The following is a 20490-nucleotide window of genomic DNA, read 5'->3' as shown; positions in this document are numbered from 1 at the left end:
GCCGGTGATTTCGGTTACCACAGCACCGTAGAATGCCCCATATCCGTATATTCCAGCGCGGGGTCCGGTCCCATTTCGCGGACCTGGCATCCGACGATGCCCCCGGTCCGACGTACGCTCTCAGATGTTGTGCGCGAGCGGGCCAGGGTGGTCAGCACCGGGTCCGCCCCAGCAGTGCGTCCAAGGAGGTCAGGTGGCCGGGCAACGCGAGGTCAGCAGCAGGTTCGGCCGCCCGTGCGACCGGGCCACGCGAAGCGAGGTGCAGGCGTGACCAAGCAGATCCGCCAACTCGACCGGGTGGTCATCCGGTTCGCCGGGGACTCCGGCGACGGCATGCAACTCACCGGCGACCGGTTCACCTCGGAGACGGCGCAGCTCGGCAACGACATCTCCACGTTGCCGAACTTCCCGGCCGAGATCCGCGCCCCCGCAGGCACCCTGCCGGGCGTCTCCAGTTTCCAGGTCCACTTCGCCGACTACGACATCCTCACCCCGGGGGACGCGCCGAACGTCCTGGTCGCGATGAACCCGGCGGCCCTGAAGGCCAACCTGAACGACCTGCCCCGCGGCGCGGACATCATCGTCAACACCGACGAGTTCACCAAGCGGAACCTCACCAAGGTCGGCTACCAGGCCAACCCGCTGGAGGACGACAGCCTCTCCGGCTGGACGGTGCACCCGGTCGCGTTGACCTCCATGACGGTCGGCGCGCTGGCCCAGCTGGAGGTGTCCAAGAAGGACGCCGAGCGGGCCAAGAACATGTTCGCCCTCGGCCTGCTCTCCTGGATGTACTCCCGCCCGTACGAGTCGACCCTGCGGTTCCTGGAGCGGAAGTTCGCCAAGCGTCCCGAGCTGGTCGCCGCCAACATCGCCGCCTTCAAGGCCGGCTGGAACTTCGGCGAGACCACCGACTCCTTCTCGGTGCGGTACGAGGTCAAGCCGGCCCGGATGCAGCCCGGCACGTACCGGAACATCACCGGCAACGCCGCGCTGTCGCTGGGGCTGGTCGCCGCCGGGGTGCGCTCCGGGCTGCCGGTCTTCCTCGGGGCGTACCCGATCACCCCGGCCTCGGACATCCTGCACGAGCTGAGCAAGCACAAGCGCTTCGGTGTGGTCACCATGCAGGCCGAGGACGAGATCGCCGCGGTCGGCGCGGCGCTCGGCGCGTCGTACGGCGGGGCGCTCGGCATCACCACCACCAGCGGGCCGGGCGTGGCGCTCAAGAGCGAGACCATCTCCCTCGCGGTGGCGCTGGAGCTGCCGCTGGTCATCGTGGACGTGCAGCGGGCCGGGCCGTCCACCGGCATGCCCACCAAGACCGAGCAGGCCGACCTGAACATGGCCCTGTACGGCCGGCACGGCGAGGCCCCGGTCGCGGTGATCGCCCCGAAGTCCCCGGCGGACTGCTTCCACGCGGCGATCGAGGCGGCCCGGATCGCGCTGACCTACCGCACCCCGGTGCTGCTGCTGTCGGACAACTACGTCGCCAACGGCTCCGAGCCGTGGCTGCTGCCCGACGTGGCGTCCCTGCCGGACCTGCGGGTCGCGTTCGCCACCGAGCCGAACGGCGAGGACGGCAAGAGCTTCCTGCCGTACCTGCGCGACCCGGAGACCCTGGCCCGGCCGTGGGCGGTGCCGGGCACGCCGGGGCTGGAGCACCGGATCGGCGGCCTGGAGAAGGCCGACAAGACCGGTGACATCTCGTACGACCCGACGAACCACGACTTCATGGTGCGGACCAGGGCCGCCCGCATCGAGGCGATCCCGGTGCCCGACCTGGAGGTCGAGGACCCGAACGGTGACGCCCGGGTGCTGGTGCTCGGCTGGGGCTCCACGTACGGGCCGATCGGCGCGGCCTGCCGGCGGGTACGTCAGCGCGGCCTGTCGATCGCCCAGGCGCACCTGCGGCACCTGGCGCCGATGCCGGCGAACCTCGGCGAGGTGCTCCGCTCCTACGACCGGGTGGTCATCCCCGAGATGAACCTCGGGCAGCTCGCCCAGGTGATCCGGGGCCGTTACCTGGTCGACGCGATCGCGTACAACCAGGTCCGTGGCCTGCCGTTCACCGCTTCGGAGCTGGAGACGATGCTGGAAGAGGTCCTGAAGAATGTCTGAGCCCGTCGCCCTCAAGCTCACCACCCGGGACTTCAAGTCCGACCAGGAGGTGCGCTGGTGCCCCGGCTGCGGTGACTACGCCATCCTGGCCGCCGTGCAGCAGTTCATGCCGGAGCTGAACATCCCCCGGGAGAACATCGTCTTCGTCTCCGGGATCGGCTGCTCCTCGCGGTTCCCTTACTACATGAACACGTACGGTCTGCACTCGATCCACGGGCGGGCCCCGGCGATCGCCACCGGCCTGTCGGTGAGCCGGCCGGACCTGTCGGTGTGGGTGGTCACCGGTGACGGTGACGCCCTCTCCATCGGCGGCAACCACCTGATCCACGCGCTGCGTCGCAACGTCAACCTGAAGATCCTGCTGTTCAACAACAAGATCTACGGGCTGACCAAGGGCCAGTACTCGCCCACCTCCGAGGTCGGCAAGATCACCAAGTCGACGCCGGCCGGTTCGGCGGACGCGCCGTTCAACCCGCTCTCGCTGGCGCTGGGCGCGGAGGCGACCTTCGTCGGCCGCACCATCGACTCCGACCGCAAGCACCTCCAGTCGGTGCTGCGGGCCGCCGCCGAGCACGAGGGTTCGGCGTTCGTGGAGATCTACCAGAACTGCAACATCTTCAACGACGGCGCGTTCGACCAGCTCAAGGAAGCCGACACCCGGGACGACTTCCTGATCCGGCTGGAGCACGGGCAGCCGATCACGTTCGGCCGGGACGGCCAGTTCTGCGTGGTGCACCCGCCGGGCGGCTTCGGCCTGGAGGTCCGGGAGACGGCCGGCACCCCGGCCGGGGACATCGTGGTGCACGACGCCACGGTCACCGACCCGGCGTACGCGTTCGCGCTGAGCCGGCTGCCCGGGCTGGACCTGCGGAACACCCCGATCGGCGTGTTCCGCTCGGTCACCCGCCCCACCTACGACAGCGTGGTGCAGCAGCAGGTCGCCGAGGCGAAGGCGGCGGTCACCGAGACGCCCGAGGAGCAGCTCGCCAGCCTGCTGGGCAGCGGCGACACCTGGACGATCAACTAGGCCCTGGGTCGAGGAAGGGGCGGTCCCGGCACCCGGGGGCCGCCCCTTCCTGTCGTCCGCACGTCTCGTCCCGTCCCGGCGGACGGCCGCCGCCCGACCGTTGCCGCGAGGAGCCCGCCGCGGCCACCGCCGGCCCACCCGGGCCGACCACCGCCCGTACCGTCAGGGGACGGCTGCGGCCTGCGGCCGGTCGTCCCGGACGTACACCAGCATGTCGCCGGTCTCGATCACCGCGCCGGCCTGGTCGGTGAGGGTGACCACCTTGCCCCGCCGGACCAGTGCGATGACCAGCGCGTCCAACTCCCGGGGGGACCGGCCCACCTCGGCGCGTTCCGCCGAGCGCATCGCCAACGCCATCCCCTGCCCCGGGGTGAGCAGGTCCTCCACCACGTCGATCAGCGGCGGGGCGGAGGTGGAGAGACCGAGCAGCCGGCCGGCGGTGGCCGAGGAGACGATCACGTGGTGCGCGCCGCTCTGCTTCAGCAGTGGCGCGTTCTCGGCCTCCCGGACCGCCGCGATGATCCGGACCTGCCCGGCGGTGAGCTGCCGGACGGTCAGCGCCACCAGCACCGACGCGTCGTCGCTGTCGGTCGCGATGATCACCGCCTTGGCGGACCGGACGTGTGCCTCGTTGAGCACCGCCGAGCGGGTCGCCGACCCCTCGATCGCGACCAGCCCGGCCGAGGTGGCCTGCCGGATCGCCGCGCCGCTGCGCTCCACCACGACGATCCTGGACTTGTCCAGGCCGTTCTCCAGCAGGGCGGAGATCGCGCTGCGGCCCTTGGTGCCGTAGCCGCAGATGATGACGTGGTCCTTCACGGTTCTCCCCCACCGGTTCAGCCGACGGCCGGTCCGGTACTGCTCGGTCAGCACTTCCAGGGTGGTACCGACCAGGATGATCAGGAAGAGCACCCGGGCCGGCGTGATGAAGATGACGTTGATCAGTCGAGCCGACTCGGAGGCGGGCGTGATGTCGCCGTACCCGGTGGTGGAGAGCGACACCACCGCGTAGTAGAAACAGTCGAGCAGGGTCAGCCCGTCCTCGTTGACGTCCCGGTAGCCCGCACGGTCCAGGTAGACCACGCCGACCACGGAACAGACCAGGGCGACCGCGGCGGCCAGCCGCAGGCTCAGCGCGCTGAGCGGGCCCCGCCGCTGCGCGGGAAAATGGATCACTGCCGCTCCTGTCCCGCCTCCGCTGCCGCCTGCACGTGCACAACATAGCGGTTACCAGGCAGGTCGGCCGCGCAGGTGGCCAGGTGCCCGCGCCGGGGTGGATGCGGACGGCCGGGCCGGACCGACGTCCCTGCCGGCCCGCACGGCGCGGTCCCCGTCGAGGTCGTGGCGTGGGGCCGCCCACAGCGGCGGAAAGCGGCAGAATGGGCAGGGTCGCCAACCGCACCACCCGAGGAGGCCGCATGTCGTTGCTGCGACGAGTGATCGGCGGGGTGCTGCGCCGGCTGCGGATCCGTCAGGGTCGTACGCTGCGCGAGGTCGCCGCCGCGGCCGGGGTTTCCGTGCCCTACCTGTCCGAGGTCGAGCGGGGCCGCAAGGAGGCGTCCTCGGAGGTGCTGGCGGCGATCTGCCGGGCACTCGGCATCCGCCTGTCCGACCTGCTCGAAGAGGCCCGCGACGACCTGCGCCGGCTGGAGCCCCGTACCCCGGTCCCGCAGCCCCGGGTCGCGGCCGGTCGGCGGGCCCTGCCCAGCGGCCCCCGCCCGATGGTCTCCGGGGCCCGGCCCACACCGGCCGCCGTCCGGCCCGCGCCGGCCAGGGGCACCTCCCCGACCAACCGGATCCCGACCGCCCACCTGGCCGTCCGCCGTCCGTACCCGGGCGCGGCCAACCGGTCCGTCCGGGGTGGCCGGACCCTCCGGCCCGGCTGGCACGACCCCATCGACCGGGCGGTGCGGCCCACCCTGACCCACCGGGCGCTGCGGCGCGGCCTGACCGGCCGGGCGGGGCGCTGCCACGGGCAGCGGTCCGTCGACCGTCACCAGGTCATGCTCACCGCCGACCGGAGCGGCCGGCTCGACGGCGAGCACCGCGTCGGGTTCGTCCTCGGTGGCGGCCACCACGTCGGGCTGGCCCTCGGTGGGGGTCACCGGGTCGGGCTCGCCGTCGGCGGTGCCCTGTCCACCGTCCGGTGAGCCGGCCGGTGCGCTGACGCGCGTTCTGCCGTCGGCAGATTCGCCGGCGGCAGAAACGGTCGTCCCCCGACCCCGGTCGCGCGCACGCTGGACGAGCCGGTCCACCGGGCGGTGAGCACCGTCCGCCGGCGTGTGCGGCGCGGGAGGGCAAGATCATGATCGGGTACGGGGTACACATGCTGGACAGCGGCCAACCGTCCTTCGGTGACCAGGTCTTCGACCGACTGCTGCGGGAACGGATCGTCTTCCTCGGCACCGAGGTCACCGACGCCTCCGCCAACCAGATCTGCGCGCAGATCCTGCTTCTCGCCGCCGAGGACAGCGAGCGGGACATCTTCCTCTACATCAACTCGCCGGGTGGTTCGGTGAGCGCGGGCATGGCCGTCTACGACACCATGCGGTACGTCCGGAACGACGTGGCGACGCTGGCCCTCGGCTTCGCGGGGTCGATGGGGCAGTTCCTGCTCTGTGCCGGGGCGGCGGGCAAGCGGTACGCGCTCCCGCACTCGCGGATCATGATGCACCAGCCGTCGGGCGGGATGGGCGGCACCGCCGCCGACATCACCATCCAGGCGGAGAACATGTTGCACGTCAAACGCACCATGCAGGAGTTGATCGCCCGGCACAGCGGGCACACCGTGGCGGAGATCGAGCGTGACTCCGACCGCGACCGCTGGTTCACGGCCGAGCAGGCCCGGGAGTACGGGCTGATCGACCGGGTGTTGACGCACGCCGCCGAGCTGCCGGCCCCGTGACCGTTCCGTCCCACCCGACCGGCACGGGGCGGTCGGGTGGGACGCCGGAGCGGACAGCGCGGTCTGCCGGTGCAGCCGGACCCGGGGACGGGCCGATCAGCTTCCGGTCGTCACCGAGCTGCCGTAGCCGTGGGTGATGATCCGCTCGGCTACCTGCGCGTACGCCTCCGGGGCGTCCGGGGCGAACGTGCCGAGGCCGTCGACGTACCGGTTGAACATGCAGAACGCGGCAGCGATCAGTACCGTGTCGTGGATCTCCAGGTCGGTCGCACCCTCGGCGCGGGCCGCCTCCACCATGTCGGTGGTCACCTTCCGGCCGCTCTGCTGGACGGCCCCGGCGATCCGCAGCAGGGCCCGGAGCTTCTCCGACACCGGCGCGCTGTCCAGGTCGGCACGGACCTGGTCGACCAGGGTCATCCCCTCGTCGAGTTGGGCGGCGGCGAAGGCGGAGTGCGAGGAGCAGCAGAACCGGCACTCGTTCAGCCCCGAGACGTATGCCGCGATCAGCTCCCGCTCGCCCGCGGTGAGCGAGTGCGGGGCCCGCAGCAGCACCTCGGCCAGCTCGTTGAGGGGCTTGGCCGTCTCCGGGCGGTACCGCATCGGGCCCGAGATGCCGGGGAAGATCTTCTCGTCGACTCCGAGGTCGATGTGTGCCATGGCGACGCCCCTCCTGTCGGGTGGAATCCCGTGCACCGTGTCACGCGGCCGGCATGGATTCTTCTTCTGGATTGCTCTCTTGCGCGGATTCGTGGGGACGTCCGCCGCCGCTCCGGTCCCCGAAATCGCCGCCATTGACACACATCGTTGTCGCGGGCTAGGAAGGACAGGGAGAGCGCTCTCACGATTCCGTCCCCGCAACGGCCCACCCGACCGGGTCGGCCCCCCGGCGTGCCGGGGCAAGGAGGAACAATGCGGCTCACCCCGTGGCGCGGCAGCGCCGATCCCACCCGCCGTCCGCACCTGCGCCGGCTCGGCGCGCTGACCCTGGCCCTGGCCACCCTGCTCGCGGTCGGCTCCCTGGCCGAACAGGGCACCGTCGACGCCCGCGCGGCCACCGCCGACACCCGGGCCGCCGGCGCCGGCGGCGACCACGCCGATCACGCGTACGTGCTGAGCCCGGAACAGGAGGCCGCCGCCCGGGAACTCCGGGCCGCCGCACCGGTGCGCGGCTCGGAGTTCCGCGCCGACTGCACCAGCAAGGGACGCGCGCTCGACGACCCCATCGTCCGGTGGGGGCAGGCCGGCGCCTCGCACATGCACGAGTTCTTCGGCAACCGGACGACCGACGCCTACTCCACCCTGCAATCGCTGGACAACGGCACCACCACCTGCAACCCGAGTGCGGACCTCTCCGCGTACTGGGTGCCGACGCTGTACCAGAACGGCGTGGCGAAGGCGCCGGAACACGTCACGGTCTACTACCAGGGACTCACCGACCGGCTGAACGTCAAGCCCCACCCCCGGGGGCTGAAGATCGTGGTCGGCAACGCGCTCGCCACCAGCCCCGACCAGAACCCGGCCGCCCGCTGGTCCTGCCGGGGGTACCCGCAGTCCAGCCCGGACTTCCTGAGCTGCCCGGCCGGCTCGAAGCTGGAGACCTACCTCGACTTCCCGACCTGCTGGGACGGGAAGAACCTGGACAGCCCCGACCACAAGAGCCACATGGCGTTCGGCATCGGCGGCGTGGGCGGGTACTGCCCGGCCAGCCACCCGGTGCCGGTGCCCCGGCTGGAGTTGCTCATCACCTACCCGGTCACCGGTGGCGGGCTCAGCCTGGGCGGCACCCGGAACGGGGTCAACGTGACCAACGCGCCCGGCTACACCTTCCACGGCGACTTCTTCAACGCCTGGAACGAGGCGGAACTGAAGCGACGGGTGGACGGGTGCATCGTGGCCGGCTACATCTGCGGCAACGACGGGAACCCGATCCAGCAGTAACCCGTACCTCTCCCGGAGGGACCCGCCGCCAGGCCACACCCGGACCGTGGCCTGGCGACACGCTGCCCGGACCCGCCCGGACCCGCCTCTGGACCGGCCCGGACCCGGCTGGACCCGCCCGCCGACCACCCGTCACCCAGGGATGCGCCATGGTCACCTAGCGCCGCGAAGTTGCACGGCAACTCGCACAACGCAAGGCCTGGCACCGAAATTTTCTTAGTACGATGCATCCGACTGTCAGCTAGCCGACAGTGAAAAGCCAACCCTTGTGCTACGTCCCCGCCAGGAGGATGCTCTAACGGTCGAACGGCTCAGCGCCGCCCAAAAGAGGCGGCGCCCGGCTGGCACCGGACGCCGCATTCGACTCGACCGCACGCAACGGAAGGAGTCATGTTGACTGTAGCCCCTAACGGGACAGACTTCGAGACGCCGGACGACGAGCAGGAGGCCGTGGCCGACCAGACGGGACGGCACCGGATCATCCTGGCGTACATCAAGGCGCTCAGCCCCATCATCGCCGCGATCGTCGCGTGCATCGGGACGGTGGTGGGCATCCTGGCCCGCTGACCACACCAGGCCCCGTGCCCGGGCCGCCGAGCAGGGCGCGGGGCCACCCCCGGTTTGAACCCGCTCCACGGGGACACCGGGACAGGTGTGGGAATGTTCAACGGGTTCCGCGAACGGACCATCGACACCGGTGACGCATCCATCGTCCTCCGGCACGGCGGCGACGGCCCGCCGGTGCTGCTCCTGCACGGGCACCCCAGGACGTCGGCGACCTGGCACCGGGTAGCTCCCCTCCTGGTCGCCCGGGGCTTCAGCGTCGTCTGCCCGGACCTACGCGGATACGGCCGATCGCGAGGGCCGGACGACCCCGGCCCGGACCATGCCGCGCACTCCAAGCGGGCCATGGCCGACGACCTGGTGACGGTGATGGGCGAACTGGGGTACAACCGGTTCTTCCTCGCCGGCCACGACCGGGGCAGCTACGTCGCCCTACGCCTCACCCTCGACCACCCCGACCTGGTGACCGGGGTGGCGCTGCTGGACTGCATACCGATCAGCGAGCACCTGTCCCGCATCACCGCCGAGTTCGCCACCCGCTGGTACCACTGGTTCTTCTTCGCCCAACCGGACGTTCCGGAACGGGTCATCAACGCCGACCCGGCACGGTGGTACCACGGTGACCCCGGGACCATGGGCGTCGAGAACCATCAGGAATGGCTCACGGCCATCAGAAAACCCGAGGTCGTCCGGGCCATGCTGGAGGACTACCGGGCCGGCCTGACCATCGACCGGCGGCACGAGGAGGAGGACCGGGCCAGCGGCAACCGGCTGCGCTGCCCCACCCTGGCACTCTGGTCGCTCGGCGACGACCTCCAGGACCTGTACGGCGACCCGCTCCTCATCTGGCGGGACTGGGCCGACGACGTACGCGGCCACGGCATCGACTCCGGCCACCACATGGCCGAGGAGGCACCCGAGGAGCTCGCTACCGCCCTGGCCGACTTCTACCGGACGATCCCGTCCCGCTAGATTTCCCTGCCTCAGACAGTCGGCGACGGCTCAGCTGGTCACACTGCGGGGCGGCGGTCTGGGATGCTGCGCTCATGCCTTCCTACCCGCCCACCTTCGCCGACCAGGTCGTCGCACAGCCCGCCCAGGCCCAGTTCGAGGCGTTCCTCGACGAACACCGCAACGCGCTCAACGACTGCCTGAACGGGCTGACCGAGGAACAGGCACGCCGATCGCTGGTGGCCTCCCGGACCACGCTGCTGGGTCTGGTGAAGCACGCGACCTTCGTCGAGAAGGTCTGGTTCGACGAAGCCGTCACCTGTCGGCCGCGTACCGAACTCGGCCTCCCCGCCGCGTCGGAGGATTCGTTCATCCTCGATGACGACGACACGATCGCCTCCGTCCAGCAGGCCCATCGAGCTGCCTGCGAAGCGTCACGCCAGGCGACCTCGACCCTGGGCCTGGACGACATCCTCCACGGGAACCGACGGGGCCCGCTCCCGCTGCGGTGGGTGTATCTCCACGTACTGCGCGAGCTCGCCCAGCACTGTGGGCACGCGGACATCCTCCGGGAGCAGCTCGTCAACGAGTAGGGCACGGACATCCTCTCCCACCCGATCAACGCCCTGATGTCGGCACAGACCGGTCCACGGACTCTGTCGCGCATGAGTCGACAGGGTAAAGCCGGGACCCGCCGATCACAGAAAGATCTCGGCCGCCCCACGCGCCGCAATCTCACCAGATGTCTCTTCCTGATTCTGATCCAAATTGCATGCAGGGCTATCAGAAATGCGACATGGGAAACGCGGTCCGACTGTTCAACCTGCTCACGCGCGCATTGTCGGCCCCAGTCAACCCGTACATGACGTTGTCAGCAACAGGTTCGTGTCCTACGTTGGTGAACGTACGTACAGACCACTGCCTGGCCACCCTGGACCGCGCTGGCTGCCCTGGATCACGCCTGCTGGAAGCTCGCAGGTCGCGCCGTACTGGTTTAAGCAACGTCCGTTCGTAATGGTCGACTAAGCCGGAGGAGGCACGGACGCCAGGCCGGAGCACAAACGGGGGAACAATGACCAAGATGATTACTTTGCAGGTGCCCGGCACGGTTGGCGAGCCGGGCGAGCAGATGCACATCGGCGACGGCCAGGCGGCCACGTTCGGGGTGTGCCAGTGTGGCCGGTGCGAGCTGGACCTGCAGATCCGGGGCACCGGCCTGCCCGCCGTGACGGGCCAGATCGTCGTGGACGGGGAGTTCTGCCGGCTCAGCAATTTGTCCAAGGACGCGCCCATGGTCCTCGTGGACATGGAGGACTGGTACCAGTACATCATCGTGGAACCTGGGCGCTGCAACGTGCCCGTACCGTTCGAGCTGGCGCAGATCGAGCTGACCGCCAGCCCTGGCGGGCCGAAGATCGCCATTTTCGGCTACGAACCGCGCTACTCGGGCGGGCGGCGGCCCAATGCCTGCCGGACGGCTGCCTCGCAGCGGCCGCTGCTCGACCGGGATGCCACGTACTACTCGGTGTTGCAGGAGTTGTGCCGCGCCAGGCGCGGCGGGAGGCTCGACACGAGACTCCCGACGTCGATGGAGATCGCAGAGAAGCTGCGTCCCCGACACCACACGATCAGCGCGCGGGCCGTGGACGCCCACATCAGATACGTCAGTGAGAAGTTGCGGCTGCCCAAGGGCGCGAGTCGCGACACCCTCGTGACCGTGGTGTTGCGCTCACACCTGCTACATGGGTCTGATCCGCTGTTCGGCGACCCGCGTTGACGCAAGGATCGTGCCGTCGATCGTCCTGCCCGGGAGTTGCCGTGATTCGCGCCGGTCAGGTGTCGCGTCGGACGACCAGGACCCAGCTGCCCCCCACGAACAGCGCAGCCCAACCGAGAAGCACCAGCAGCCCGGTGCCACGACCCAGCGCCGTTGCCGGATCGGCGGGCTGACCGAGCAGGCTGAGCGTCGCCTCGTGCGGCAGAATTCGGGTCGCCTTCGGGACGAGGCCACCGACCGTGGTGGACACGAGGATCGGCAGGACGGCCAGAACGACCAGTGGGGTGACGAACGCGCGGGCCAGGAACGCGAAGCCGAAACCGACCAGGCTCAGTAGCAGATAGCCGGTCAGCAGGGCGCCGAACTCGGCTGCGCTGCCGTGCCGGACAAGCAGGCCAGGCAGTACGGCGGGGACCGCAGCCGCTAGGGCGACCGCCGCGCTCACGGCCAGTTTCGCGCCGAACCATCGGCTGCGGTCCGGTACGGCGGTCAGGCTGACCCGCAGCTGACCGCCGCGGTACTCGGTGCCGGCGGCGAGAACCGCGATCGCGATGAACACGTACACCGGCGCGAGCATCAGAGTGCCGAGCTGACCGACGGTCACCTCGCCAGCCGCAGAGGCGACCCGTACCACGTCGGTAGCGGCGGCGACGCCGAGCACCGTGTTCGAGACCACGGTGAGTGCCCACGCGATCCAGACGGCCGGCAGCGAGCGGATCTTCGTCAGCTCTGCGGTGAGCAGCGCGGTCACCGGGCGTCCCTGCGGTTGAGCAGCACTGCGGCAACGGCCGTGGTGACCACCGGCCACAGCACCGTGACCACCAGGGCGTGCGCGGGACCGGCGGTGAGCCGGTTGTCCCGGGGATCAAGCAGAAGGTTGCGCCCGGCGCTGAACGGGAACAACGCGTCTACGGCGGGCACGAAGACAGCCGTCAGCTGCGTCATGGTCACCGCGATGAGCGCCACGGTCGCGCCGATGCCGATCAGTGTGCTGCGGGCGATGAGCGTCAGGGCGTACCCGACCAGCGCTGACAACACCGCGAAAACCAGGAACCGTCCCTGGCCCAGCAGGGCGTCGCCGCTGGTCACCATGCCGGGGGACCAGTCCTTGACAGCCGCGTACATGAAGGCGGTGCTGATGCTCGCGATCACCAGGGACACCAGCGACAGGTACAGGGCGACAGCCATGGTCTTCGCGGTGACCAGCACGCCCCGGCGCGGCACCGCCAGCACCGACTGGCCGAGCTGATGTGCCCTGAACTCCTGCCCGGCCAGCACCCCCGCCTGTACGGGCAGGAACAGGCACATCTGGAACGAGGCCGCGACCAGGAAACCGACGAGCGCCACGTGCGCCGGTCGGGGTTCCCCGGGGAACAGCTCGATCACCCCGTCCGGGGTGATGTTCCGGACCGCCTCGCTGTTGAGCCTCAGGTTCGCCGCGGAGATCAGCAGGTGCAGGGCGATGATGATCCCGGTGACGAGCCACGTGCTGCGCAGCGTGAGAATCTTGGTGAGCTCCGCGCGGGTCACGGCGAGCATGTCGATCATCGTCCCGAGCCCTGCGCGTCGCGGCTCCGCGGCCAAGCGGAAGAGTGACCCGGTGACGGCGGGGGTTCACCGGTCAGTGCGAAGAAGGCAGCTTCCAGCGACGCGTGCCCTGCGGTGATCACACCGAGCGGGCCGTCTGCGGCGATGCGCCCCTGGTTGATCACGACCACCTCGTCGGCGGTGTCGGCCATCTCGGTCATCAGGTGACTGGACAGCAGGACGGTACGTCCTCGGGCGGCGTAGTCGCGCAGGAATGTCCGCACCCAGCGAATTCCGTCCGGGTCCAGTCCGTTGACCGGCTCGTCGAGCACCAGTACCTCTGGATCCCCGAGCAACGCCGCGGCCAGCCCGAGCCGTCGGCTCATGCCCAGCGAGTACTTCTTGACCTGCTGCTTGGCGACATCGCCCAACCCGACGACCTCAAGTACTTCGCGTACCCGCCCACGCGGGATCCGGTTCGACTGGGCGATCCAGGTGAGATGGTCGACCGCGCGCCGCTCCGGCACCGGCCCGGCCCCGTCCAAGAGCGCGCCCACCGTGCGCAGCGGGTGACGCAGGTCCCGGTATCGCTTACCGCCGATCAGGGCGGTGCCGGCGTCGGCCCGATCCAACCCCAGCAGGATTCGCAGGGTGGTCGACTTGCCGGCGCCGTTGGGCCCCAGGAACCCGGTCACCCGTCCCGGTCCCACGACGAAGCTGATGTCGTCCACGGCAACCTTCGCCCCGTAGCGCTTGGTCAGATGAGCTACCTCGATCACCTGCCCAGCCTCGCGGCCGGAGGGCTGACCGCGCGTCCCCCAGAAGTAGACAACCGGGGTCAACGCTGCTCGTGCAGGAGGCCCGCCTCGTAGGCCAACACGGCCAACTGGGTGCGGTCCCGCACGTTCAGCTTGGCGAACGTACGGCGCAGGTACGTGCGAATCGTCTCCGGACTGAGGAACAGCTCGTCGGCGATCCGCTGGTTCGAGTAGCCCTGGGCGACGTACCGGATAACCTGCACCTCCCGTTCGGAGAGCACATGCCCGGCGAACTCGTGCCGACGCTGCGGACGGCGCGGCGCGAAGGCGTGAAGCAGACGCGTCGTGACCTCGGGCGCAAGCATCGCATGGCCCGCGTGCACCGTCAGCACCGCGTTCAGCACCTCCGGTGGCGAGGCATTCTTGAGCAGGAATCCCGAGGCCCCCAGGCTCAGCGCCTCGTGCACGTACTCGTCGAGGTCGAAGGTGGTCAACATGATCACCCGGGTGGTGCCGGCCGGCAGGATCCGTCGCGCCGCCTCCAGCCCGTCGGTCCCGGGCATCTGCACGTCGAGCAGTGCCACGTCCGGTTTCAACGCGGCGCACAGGCGGGCGGCTTCCGCGCCGTCGGCGGCCTCCCCTGCGGTCCGAAAGCCCTCGGTGCGGTCGAACAGCTTGCGGTAGATGCCACGGAAGTCCGCGTCGTCGTCGGCGAGCAGGACGGAGATCGCCATCGTCAGCTCCTTCGCACTGGGATCAGGGCCTCGACCTCGAAGCCACCCTCCACCGTGTCGCGCCAGCTCACCGTGCCGCCCACGGCCTCGGCGCGTTCACGCATGCCGGTCAGGCCGTAGCCTGTCCCGGCGCTGCCCCGTCGGGGCGTACCGCTGTTGCACACCCGCAAGGCGATCATCCCAGCGTGCTCCCGCATCTCGACCGTGCACCGCGCGGCCGGAGCGTGCCGTACCAGGTTGCTCAGCGCCTCCTGCGCGATGCGTACCACCGCCGTGGCGACCTCAGCCCCTACCGGGCCGATGGGCTCGAAGCGGGACTGCACGTCGACGCCGGCAGCGCGGGTGGTCGCGACGATCGCGGGCAGCGCGCTCAGCCCGGGACTGGAACCGCGAAGGGTGCGCACGAACCTCTGCATCTCCTCCAAGGCTTCCCGCGCGTGCGACTCGACGTCGGTCAGAACCTCGCGTAGCTCGGCCTCGGAGGTGCCCGGCAGCCCTCGGGTCACGCCCGACTCGGCGGCGATCACCCCGAGCGCGTGCCCTACGACGTCGTGCAGCTCGCGGGCCATGTCCAACTGCAATCGCATCCGCTCCGCCTCCCGTGCCGCCGCAACCTGACGGCCCACGGCGGTACCGACAAGCCACGACAGACACAACGCGGCCGCGGCCACGACCACCCGCGTTCCAAGCCCGGATGACACGCCCGTCACCGCGGTCAGTCCGGCCAGCACGCCGACCAATGTGATCACCAAGGGCCGGACGTACGGGCCGCGGGCAAGAGCCACGGGATACAGGCACCACGCCGTTGCCAGCATCGGATCCTGGCACACCCCGGCGACCGTCCCCACCAGCGTCGCGCCCGCGACCACCGCTGTCGCCGCAACCGGTACCCGGTGCTGCAGCACGAGCGCCACGCCGGTCAGTCCGGCCAGCACGATCCCGACACCGGCCAGGCCGGAACCGCCGGCTGTGAGGATCGGCGGCAGCCAGAGGACGCCGAGCACCAGGAGCGCGGCGAGGATGTTCCTGCGCTGCACCATCACCCTCTCATCCTGCCAGCGCCCGCCCGCTCCAGGCCGGTGCACGTTGGCGGCCGGGCGCATCGCTCCTGCCCCGGCGCACGCCGGCCGACCTGCAAAAGCGCAGACGAGCGGATGGGATCCAGCGTTCAGCGCGTGGACTCGCCCGCGTCGTCCTCTCCCGCCGCCCGCTGTCACGCAGGAACGCCTACGACCGACGCCTCAGCACCAACACGCTACGCACGGGCTGGTTCAGGTCGGGCCCACATCGCCGGAGCCACCCGCCGGGCGATCCGCAACATGCGATGCCAATTCGCCATTATCAAACTCCTTAATTGATCTCAAAGAGATGCGGCGCAGCCGACTCGATTTCCGGTTCCTATGCGCACACATATATCACTGCCGGCGAAGGGAGACAAGGAATCCCTCTCTCGAACGGCCCAGATTACCGACCGGCCGTCAGTCGCCTTAACTGTTGTAAGCGGGCCACCGACCGGCGTCCGCACCACGCTGAGACAGGAGAAACGAATGCGCACGTACACTGCTCCCTCCCTGACCCGCATCGGTTCGTTCGAGGCCGTGACCAAGAGCCTCGGCAGTGCGGACGAGCGCGACATCTTCGGCTACCGGGCCCTGATCGTCATCCACCCCTGACCGGCGCCAGCTGAGCATCCCGTTCAGGCCAGGGTACGGAGCGGCCGCTGCCGCTCCGTGCCCGCCCACGGTTCCGACCCACCGCGGATCGACCCCTCGGAGCGCACCATGCCAGTGCTCGTCCTTCCCGACGTACCCCTCCCGGCCCCGCTACGGCACAAGGTCGCCGCAGCCGGTCCGGTGCTGTTTCACCACCCGTCGGGCAACCCCTGGATAGTCGGCTCCGCCGCCGGCCGGACGATGCTGCACGCACGCACCCGCGACATCGATGTCGTCCTGCTCGGCACTACCACCGACCTCGGGAACGATGACCTTGCCCGGCTGTTGGCACCCACCACCACCGTCACCGGGCTCGACGTCCTGGCTGCCCGGGCCACCGAAGGTGACGTGCTGCTGTTCGCCCGCGAGCGTGGCCGCCTGCGCTGCCAGGGGCCGTTGCTGCTCACGCGATCACTGTGCTGGACCACCATCGACGGTGTCCCGGTGCTCTCCGACGAACAGTTCGCTCTCAAGGAACTGGCCGTTCTGCGGCCCGACCCGGCGGTGCTTGCGAGCCGCCTCACCGACGCTGAGCTGTCACATCCCTTCGCGCTGCACAGCATCTGGCAGGGCCTGCACTGCGCCGGCCCCGGGCAGTGGATCGACTTCCGCGGCGCACGTCCACCAGTACCGGTCACCTGGTGGCGGCCGCCCGCAGCCGACGAGTCCGTGGGTGCCCTCGCCGGCCGCCTGCGCACCGACCTGGCCGACGCCCTGCGCGTCCGGACCGCACCGCACCGCACCATCAGCGCGGACCTGTCCGGAGGTCTGGACTCCACCACCCTCGTCTTCGCACTGGCAGACCTGGGCCGCAAGCCGCGCACCCTGTTCCTCGCCTCGGACAACGTGGCCAACGTCGACCACGTCTGGGCCGGGCGGGCAGCGGCGGAGTTGGGCACCGACCACCTGGTCGCACCGTACAGTGCGCTGTTCCCGTACCTCCTGGATCCGCTCACCTCGACGGTGATCACCAACCCCGAGGGACCCGGCGTCGCCGACACCTCCCTCGCGTCGACGCCCATGACCGAGGGGCTGCTCCGCGCGACCGGCACCACTCTGCATCTCAACGGCCACGGCGGCGACGCCCTGTTCGGACCCGTCTCCAGCATGCTCTGGTCGCTGTTCCGCTCCCGCGACCGTGGGCGTCTGCGACGCATCTGGCAGTACCGGAGCCTCAACCGCTACCCGCTCCGCTCGACCGTCCGGATGCTGGCCCACCGCGGCACGTACCGGCAGGATCTCGAGCGGATCGCCGACCACGACTTCGCCAGCCGCGACGACAACGTCGCCGGCTACTCCCGCTGGGTGCCCCTGCCGAAGGTGCACCCAGCGCTGACGGACATCGCCCACGGGCACCTGCGTGCGCTGGCCGCCGCCGCGGTCACGGCCGACACCGCCCCGCTGTCTCCTGATCGCACCACCCACCAGATCCTGCAGTACCTGACCTTCCATGGCACCGCCGTGCGCAGGATGAACCAGGCCGCCCGCACGGGCCTGTGCTTCGACAGCCCGTACCTGGATCGGCGCGTGGTGGAGACCAGCCTGGCGCTGGGTGTCGGCGACCGCACGCGGCAGTACCCCGCCAAGCCCCTGCTGGCTGCGGCCCGGCCCGCTGCCATGGTCTTGGACTACTTCACCCGAGCTGACAAGGGCGACTACACCGCTGAGGTCTTCGCCCAGCACCAGGCGATGAAACCGATGGTGCGCGAACTGTTCGCCGACGGATCCGCCCTGGCCGACCTCGGGCTGGTCGACCCGGCGGTGGTACTGCGCCACCTGGACGCGTACAGCAGCACCGGCGACACCTACACCGACCTCGCCAACATCGCCCTCGCCGAGCGCTGGTTGCGCTCGGCGGGCTGACCTCACGAAGAGAGGTACGACATGGTCCAACTCAAGGCTGGGCTGGCCATCGTGGAAGTCGAGGATGGCAGGGTCCTGCTCGACACCCGCCGTGGCGTGTACTGGCACCTCAACCTGCCCGCCCTCACTTTGATCGAGGAACTGGGCCGAGGGCGTCCCTTCGATGACCTCATCCGAGGTATCGCCGCGGAGACGGGTACCGACGAGGGCACGGTGCGCTCCGATCACCTGGCCCTCGTGTACGAATTGCGCGAGGCGAAACTGATCGAGGGCGACCTGTGAGCGCACCGATCATGCCCCAGTCCGTCACCGCGTCCCGCCGGGGAACTCCGGTCCGCGCCCGTGTCGCCGCGGGCACCGCCCTGCTGCTGTCCCTGCTGCCACCGGCAGCCATCTGCCGGATCCTGACGCAGGTGGTCCGCGGCACCCGTACGCCCACCCCCGCCGAGGTGCTGGAGTGGCGCGACGCGGTCAACCGGGTCAGCACTCGCTGCGCCGGCAACGGCTGCCTGCAGCGTTCCATCGCGGTGGTGCTGCTGTCCCGCATGTTCGGTGCGGCGCCCGTGTGGCGAACCGGCTTCCGCCCGGCACCGTTCGCGGCCCACGCCTGGGTCGCGATCGGTGACACCCCGATCGGCGAGCCCGCCGCCGTCGGGCACTTCCTCACCGTTCTTGAGGTGGTGCCCCGACACCGCGCCTCACCGGTCGCCGAGAAGAGGTCTTCGTGAGCACCCTCACCGCCCCCGCCCTGATCACATCCGAGACGCGCGAGACGCCAGCTCCGGACACCCGGGTGGCAGGTTTCCCGGATGCATTCGCGCTGCTACGTCCGTACCGAATGAACATTGCAGTGGCCCTCGTGCTGGGAGTGGCCGCGACCGGCGTCGCGGCGGCGCAGCCGCTACTGGTCGCCTCCACCGTGGATTCGCTACGCGGCGGCATCCCGAGAGACTCGGTCGTGGCGCTGTTCGCGTTGCTGGTCGCCAGCGCGGTCCTGCAGGGCCTCCAGCAGTTGGTGCTCCAGCGCTCGGCAGAGAAGCTCGCCTTCGACACCCGTGAGCGGCTGATCCGGCACATCTACCGCCTGCCGATCGCCGTCCTTGAGCGGCGCGATCGCGGTGACCTGGTCTCCCGGATCACCACCGACGTGTCCCACACCCGGGCGATCCTGAGCTCCGGGCTGGTCGAACTGGCCGTCAGCGTGGTGGCGGTGATCATTTCGCTGGTGATGATGGCGCTGATCGATCCGGTCCTGCTCGGTCTCGCCGTGCTGGCCGTCATCACCGTCATCGGGGTGCTCGTGCTGATCGGCAGCCGTACCCGCCCGTCCGGTCTGCGCCTGCAGAACGCCGTCGGCAACCTGGCCAGCGTGATGTCGAGAGCCCTCGGTGCGATGCGGACGATTCGCTCGACCGTGTCCACGGGCCGGGAGGCGCACACCGCGGTCCGGTACGCCGCGACCGCGCTCGACGCCGGGCTGCAGGTGGCCCGGCTGCGCGCCGTGATCCAGACCTTCACCGGCATGGCGGTCCAGCTACTGCTCATCGCGGTGGTCGCGGCCGGTGCCCTGCGCGTCGCCTCGGGCGCGCTGACGGTCGGCGACCTTAGTGCGTTCCTCATGTACCTGCTGCTGATGGCGGCGCCCATCACCATGTTCGGCGGGGTGCTGTCGATGCTCGGCGAGGCATTCGGTGCCCTCACCCGGATCAAGGCGATCGAGGCCCTGGAGCCCGAGCAGGACGCCCCGGCCGCCGCCGTACGCGAGCCACTGCCCGGGGCGCCGGTGTTCGCGCTGCGCGAGGTCTCCTTCCGTTACCAGGGACGCACGACCGGCAGCGACCGCGCGCCAGGCCTCGCGCTGGACAAGATCACGCTGGACTTCCCCACCGGCCGTACCACCGCGATCGTGGGCCCGTCCGGCGCCGGCAAGTCGACGTTGTTCGCCCTGCTCGAACGCTTCTACGACCCGTCCGGCGGCACGATCCTGCACCACGGCCATGATGTCCGCAAACTTCCGCGCGACCACCTGCGCAGCCGCATCGCCTACGTCGAGCAGGACGCTCCAGCGCTGTCCGGCACTATCCGCGAGAATCTGCTGCTCGGTGCCCACGACGCCGCCGACGACAGATGCCTGGACGCGCTGCGCCGGGTCAACCTCCTGCCGGCGGACGGATCCGCCGACGACTTCCTCGACGCTGAGGTCGGTGAGGTGGGGGCGCTGCTGAGCGGCGGCGAGCGACAGCGGTTGGCCATTGCTCGGGCCTTCCTTGCCGGCTCTCCCGTCCTGCTGCTCGACGAGGTGACCTCCAATCTGGATAGCACCAACGAACGTGTCGTGCAGGACGTCGTCAAAGCGACGGACGGCCGGCAGACGGCCATCGTGATCGCCCACCGGCTGTCCACGGTCGTCGCAGCCGACCTCATCGTTGTCATGGACCAGGGCCGGGTGGTCGCCCAGGGCACCCATCGGGAACTGCTCGACAGCTGCCCGCTCTACCGTGAACTCGCCCATCACCAACTGCTCGACTGAGCAGCCGTACCTGCTCGGACCGGGTCCGGTTTGCCCGTTGGAACCGCGTCGGCAGGCGCGGCAGGGCCCATGCTGGCTGGCTGGCTCGG

At 70.1% G+C, this 20490-nt stretch carries 21 protein-coding genes; 14 read left to right on the top strand and 7 right to left on the bottom strand.

Annotation, left to right across the window (positions count from 1 at the left end; genetic code table 11):
* Positions 1-267: 267 nt before the first annotated feature.
* Together PVK37_RS09635 and PVK37_RS09630 are read left to right on the top strand one after the other, a co-directional pair.
* Positions 268-2115 (top strand): 2-oxoacid:acceptor oxidoreductase subunit alpha, encoded by a 1848-nt coding sequence (locus PVK37_RS09635; RefSeq protein WP_275033474.1) that lies wholly within the window; start codon positions 268-270, stop codon positions 2113-2115.
* Positions 2108-3142, top strand: a complete 1035-nt coding sequence (locus tag PVK37_RS09630; protein ID WP_275033473.1) for a 2-oxoacid:ferredoxin oxidoreductase subunit beta — start codon at positions 2108-2110, stop codon at positions 3140-3142. Before PVK37_RS09635 ends, PVK37_RS09630 begins: the two co-directional genes overlap by 8 nt.
* Before the next feature lie 162 nt (positions 3143-3304).
* Here the strand turns inward: PVK37_RS09630 and PVK37_RS09625 are convergent, their stop codons facing one another.
* Entirely contained in the window at positions 3305-4318 is a 1014-nt protein-coding gene (locus tag PVK37_RS09625; RefSeq protein WP_275033472.1) for a potassium channel family protein, read from the bottom strand.
* Positions 4319-4560: 242 nt separating this feature from the next.
* Here PVK37_RS09625 and PVK37_RS31840 point away from each other — a divergent pair, with 242 nt between their 5' ends.
* Together PVK37_RS31840 and PVK37_RS09615 are read left to right on the top strand one after the other, a co-directional pair.
* The gene (locus PVK37_RS31840; RefSeq protein WP_275033471.1) at positions 4561-5292 is read left to right on the top strand and encodes a helix-turn-helix domain-containing protein; all 732 of its coding nucleotides are present in this window, start codon (positions 4561-4563) and stop codon (positions 5290-5292) included.
* Between the two features lie 155 nt (positions 5293-5447).
* The gene (locus PVK37_RS09615; protein WP_275033470.1) at positions 5448-6047 is read left to right on the top strand and encodes a ClpP family protease; all 600 of its coding nucleotides are present in this window, start codon (positions 5448-5450) and stop codon (positions 6045-6047) included.
* 96 nt (positions 6048-6143) lie between these two features.
* Here PVK37_RS09615 and PVK37_RS09610 read toward each other — a convergent pair whose 3' ends face one another.
* Positions 6144-6704, bottom strand: coding sequence for a carboxymuconolactone decarboxylase family protein (locus PVK37_RS09610; RefSeq protein WP_275033469.1), 561 nt, complete (start codon positions 6702-6704; stop codon positions 6144-6146).
* Between the two features lie 252 nt (positions 6705-6956).
* On the opposite strand from PVK37_RS09610, the gene PVK37_RS09605 reads away from it, so the two are divergent.
* The 5 genes from PVK37_RS09605 to PVK37_RS09585 all read left to right on the top strand — a co-directional run bounded on the left by PVK37_RS09605 (position 6957) and on the right by PVK37_RS09585 (position 11277).
* Positions 6957-7985 carry a DUF1996 domain-containing protein gene (locus PVK37_RS09605; protein WP_275033468.1) on the top strand — a complete coding sequence of 343 codons (1029 nt, stop codon included), beginning with the start codon at positions 6957-6959 and terminating at the stop codon, positions 7983-7985.
* Positions 7986-8378: 393 nt separating this feature from the next.
* A complete protein-coding gene (locus PVK37_RS09600; RefSeq protein ID WP_275033467.1) occupies positions 8379-8552 on the top strand; it encodes a hypothetical protein in 174 nt (57 codons plus the stop codon).
* Positions 8553-8645: 93 nt separating this feature from the next.
* Positions 8646-9521 (top strand): alpha/beta fold hydrolase, encoded by an 876-nt coding sequence (locus tag PVK37_RS09595; protein ID WP_275033466.1) that lies wholly within the window; start codon positions 8646-8648, stop codon positions 9519-9521.
* A gap of 74 nt (positions 9522-9595) precedes the next feature.
* Positions 9596-10093 (top strand): DinB family protein, encoded by a 498-nt coding sequence (locus PVK37_RS09590; protein WP_275033465.1) that lies wholly within the window; start codon positions 9596-9598, stop codon positions 10091-10093.
* Between the two features lie 479 nt (positions 10094-10572).
* A complete protein-coding gene (locus PVK37_RS09585) occupies positions 10573-11277 on the top strand; it encodes a hypothetical protein (protein WP_275033464.1) in 705 nt (234 codons plus the stop codon).
* A gap of 55 nt (positions 11278-11332) precedes the next feature.
* Here PVK37_RS09585 and PVK37_RS09580 read toward each other — a convergent pair whose 3' ends face one another.
* The 5 genes from PVK37_RS09580 to PVK37_RS09560 are packed head-to-tail and all read right to left on the bottom strand — an operon-like array spanning position 11333 to position 15336.
* Complete coding sequence (locus PVK37_RS09580) at positions 11333-12028, bottom strand: hypothetical protein (RefSeq protein ID WP_275033463.1); 696 nt, start codon at positions 12026-12028, stop codon at positions 11333-11335.
* On the bottom strand, positions 12025-12816 hold the full coding sequence (locus tag PVK37_RS09575) for a hypothetical protein (RefSeq protein ID WP_275033462.1): 792 nt from the start codon (positions 12814-12816) through the stop codon (positions 12025-12027). Before PVK37_RS09575 ends, PVK37_RS09580 begins: the two co-directional genes overlap by 4 nt.
* 5 nt (positions 12817-12821) lie before the next feature.
* A complete protein-coding gene (locus PVK37_RS09570; protein ID WP_275033461.1) occupies positions 12822-13583 on the bottom strand; it encodes an ABC transporter ATP-binding protein in 762 nt (253 codons plus the stop codon).
* A 59-nt stretch (positions 13584-13642) separates the two neighbouring features.
* On the bottom strand, positions 13643-14296 hold the full coding sequence (locus PVK37_RS09565) for a response regulator (protein ID WP_275033460.1): 654 nt from the start codon (positions 14294-14296) through the stop codon (positions 13643-13645).
* 2 nt (positions 14297-14298) lie between these two features.
* Positions 14299-15336, bottom strand: a complete 1038-nt coding sequence (locus PVK37_RS09560; protein WP_275035054.1) for a sensor histidine kinase — start codon at positions 15334-15336, stop codon at positions 14299-14301.
* Positions 15337-15843: 507 nt separating this feature from the next.
* On the opposite strand from PVK37_RS09560, the gene PVK37_RS09555 reads away from it, so the two are divergent.
* The 5 genes from PVK37_RS09555 to PVK37_RS09535 all read left to right on the top strand — a co-directional run bounded on the left by PVK37_RS09555 (position 15844) and on the right by PVK37_RS09535 (position 20401).
* Positions 15844-15969: a lasso RiPP family leader peptide-containing protein gene (locus PVK37_RS09555; protein WP_275033459.1), complete on the top strand. Its 126-nt coding sequence runs from the start codon at positions 15844-15846 to the stop codon at positions 15967-15969.
* Between the two features lie 108 nt (positions 15970-16077).
* On the top strand, positions 16078-17871 hold the full coding sequence (locus PVK37_RS09550) for an asparagine synthase-related protein (protein WP_275033458.1): 1794 nt from the start codon (positions 16078-16080) through the stop codon (positions 17869-17871).
* A gap of 21 nt (positions 17872-17892) precedes the next feature.
* A complete protein-coding gene (locus PVK37_RS09545; RefSeq protein ID WP_275033456.1) occupies positions 17893-18153 on the top strand; it encodes a PqqD family peptide modification chaperone in 261 nt (86 codons plus the stop codon).
* Entirely contained in the window at positions 18150-18599 is a 450-nt protein-coding gene (locus PVK37_RS09540; RefSeq protein WP_275033455.1) for a lasso peptide biosynthesis B2 protein, read from the top strand. The genes PVK37_RS09545 and PVK37_RS09540 overlap by 4 nt, the downstream gene beginning before the upstream one ends.
* Entirely contained in the window at positions 18596-20401 is a 1806-nt protein-coding gene (locus tag PVK37_RS09535) for an ABC transporter ATP-binding protein (protein ID WP_275033453.1), read from the top strand. Before PVK37_RS09540 ends, PVK37_RS09535 begins: the two co-directional genes overlap by 4 nt.
* The last annotated feature ends 89 nt before the right edge of the window (positions 20402-20490 follow it).

Origin of the sequence: Micromonospora cathayae (assembly GCF_028993575.1) — a bacterium.
Taxonomy (GTDB): Bacteria; Actinomycetota; Actinomycetes; order Mycobacteriales; family Micromonosporaceae; genus Micromonospora; species Micromonospora cathayae.
The sequence above is the reverse complement of the archived record's forward strand: the minus strand, read 5'-3'. Positions and strand labels throughout refer to the sequence as shown.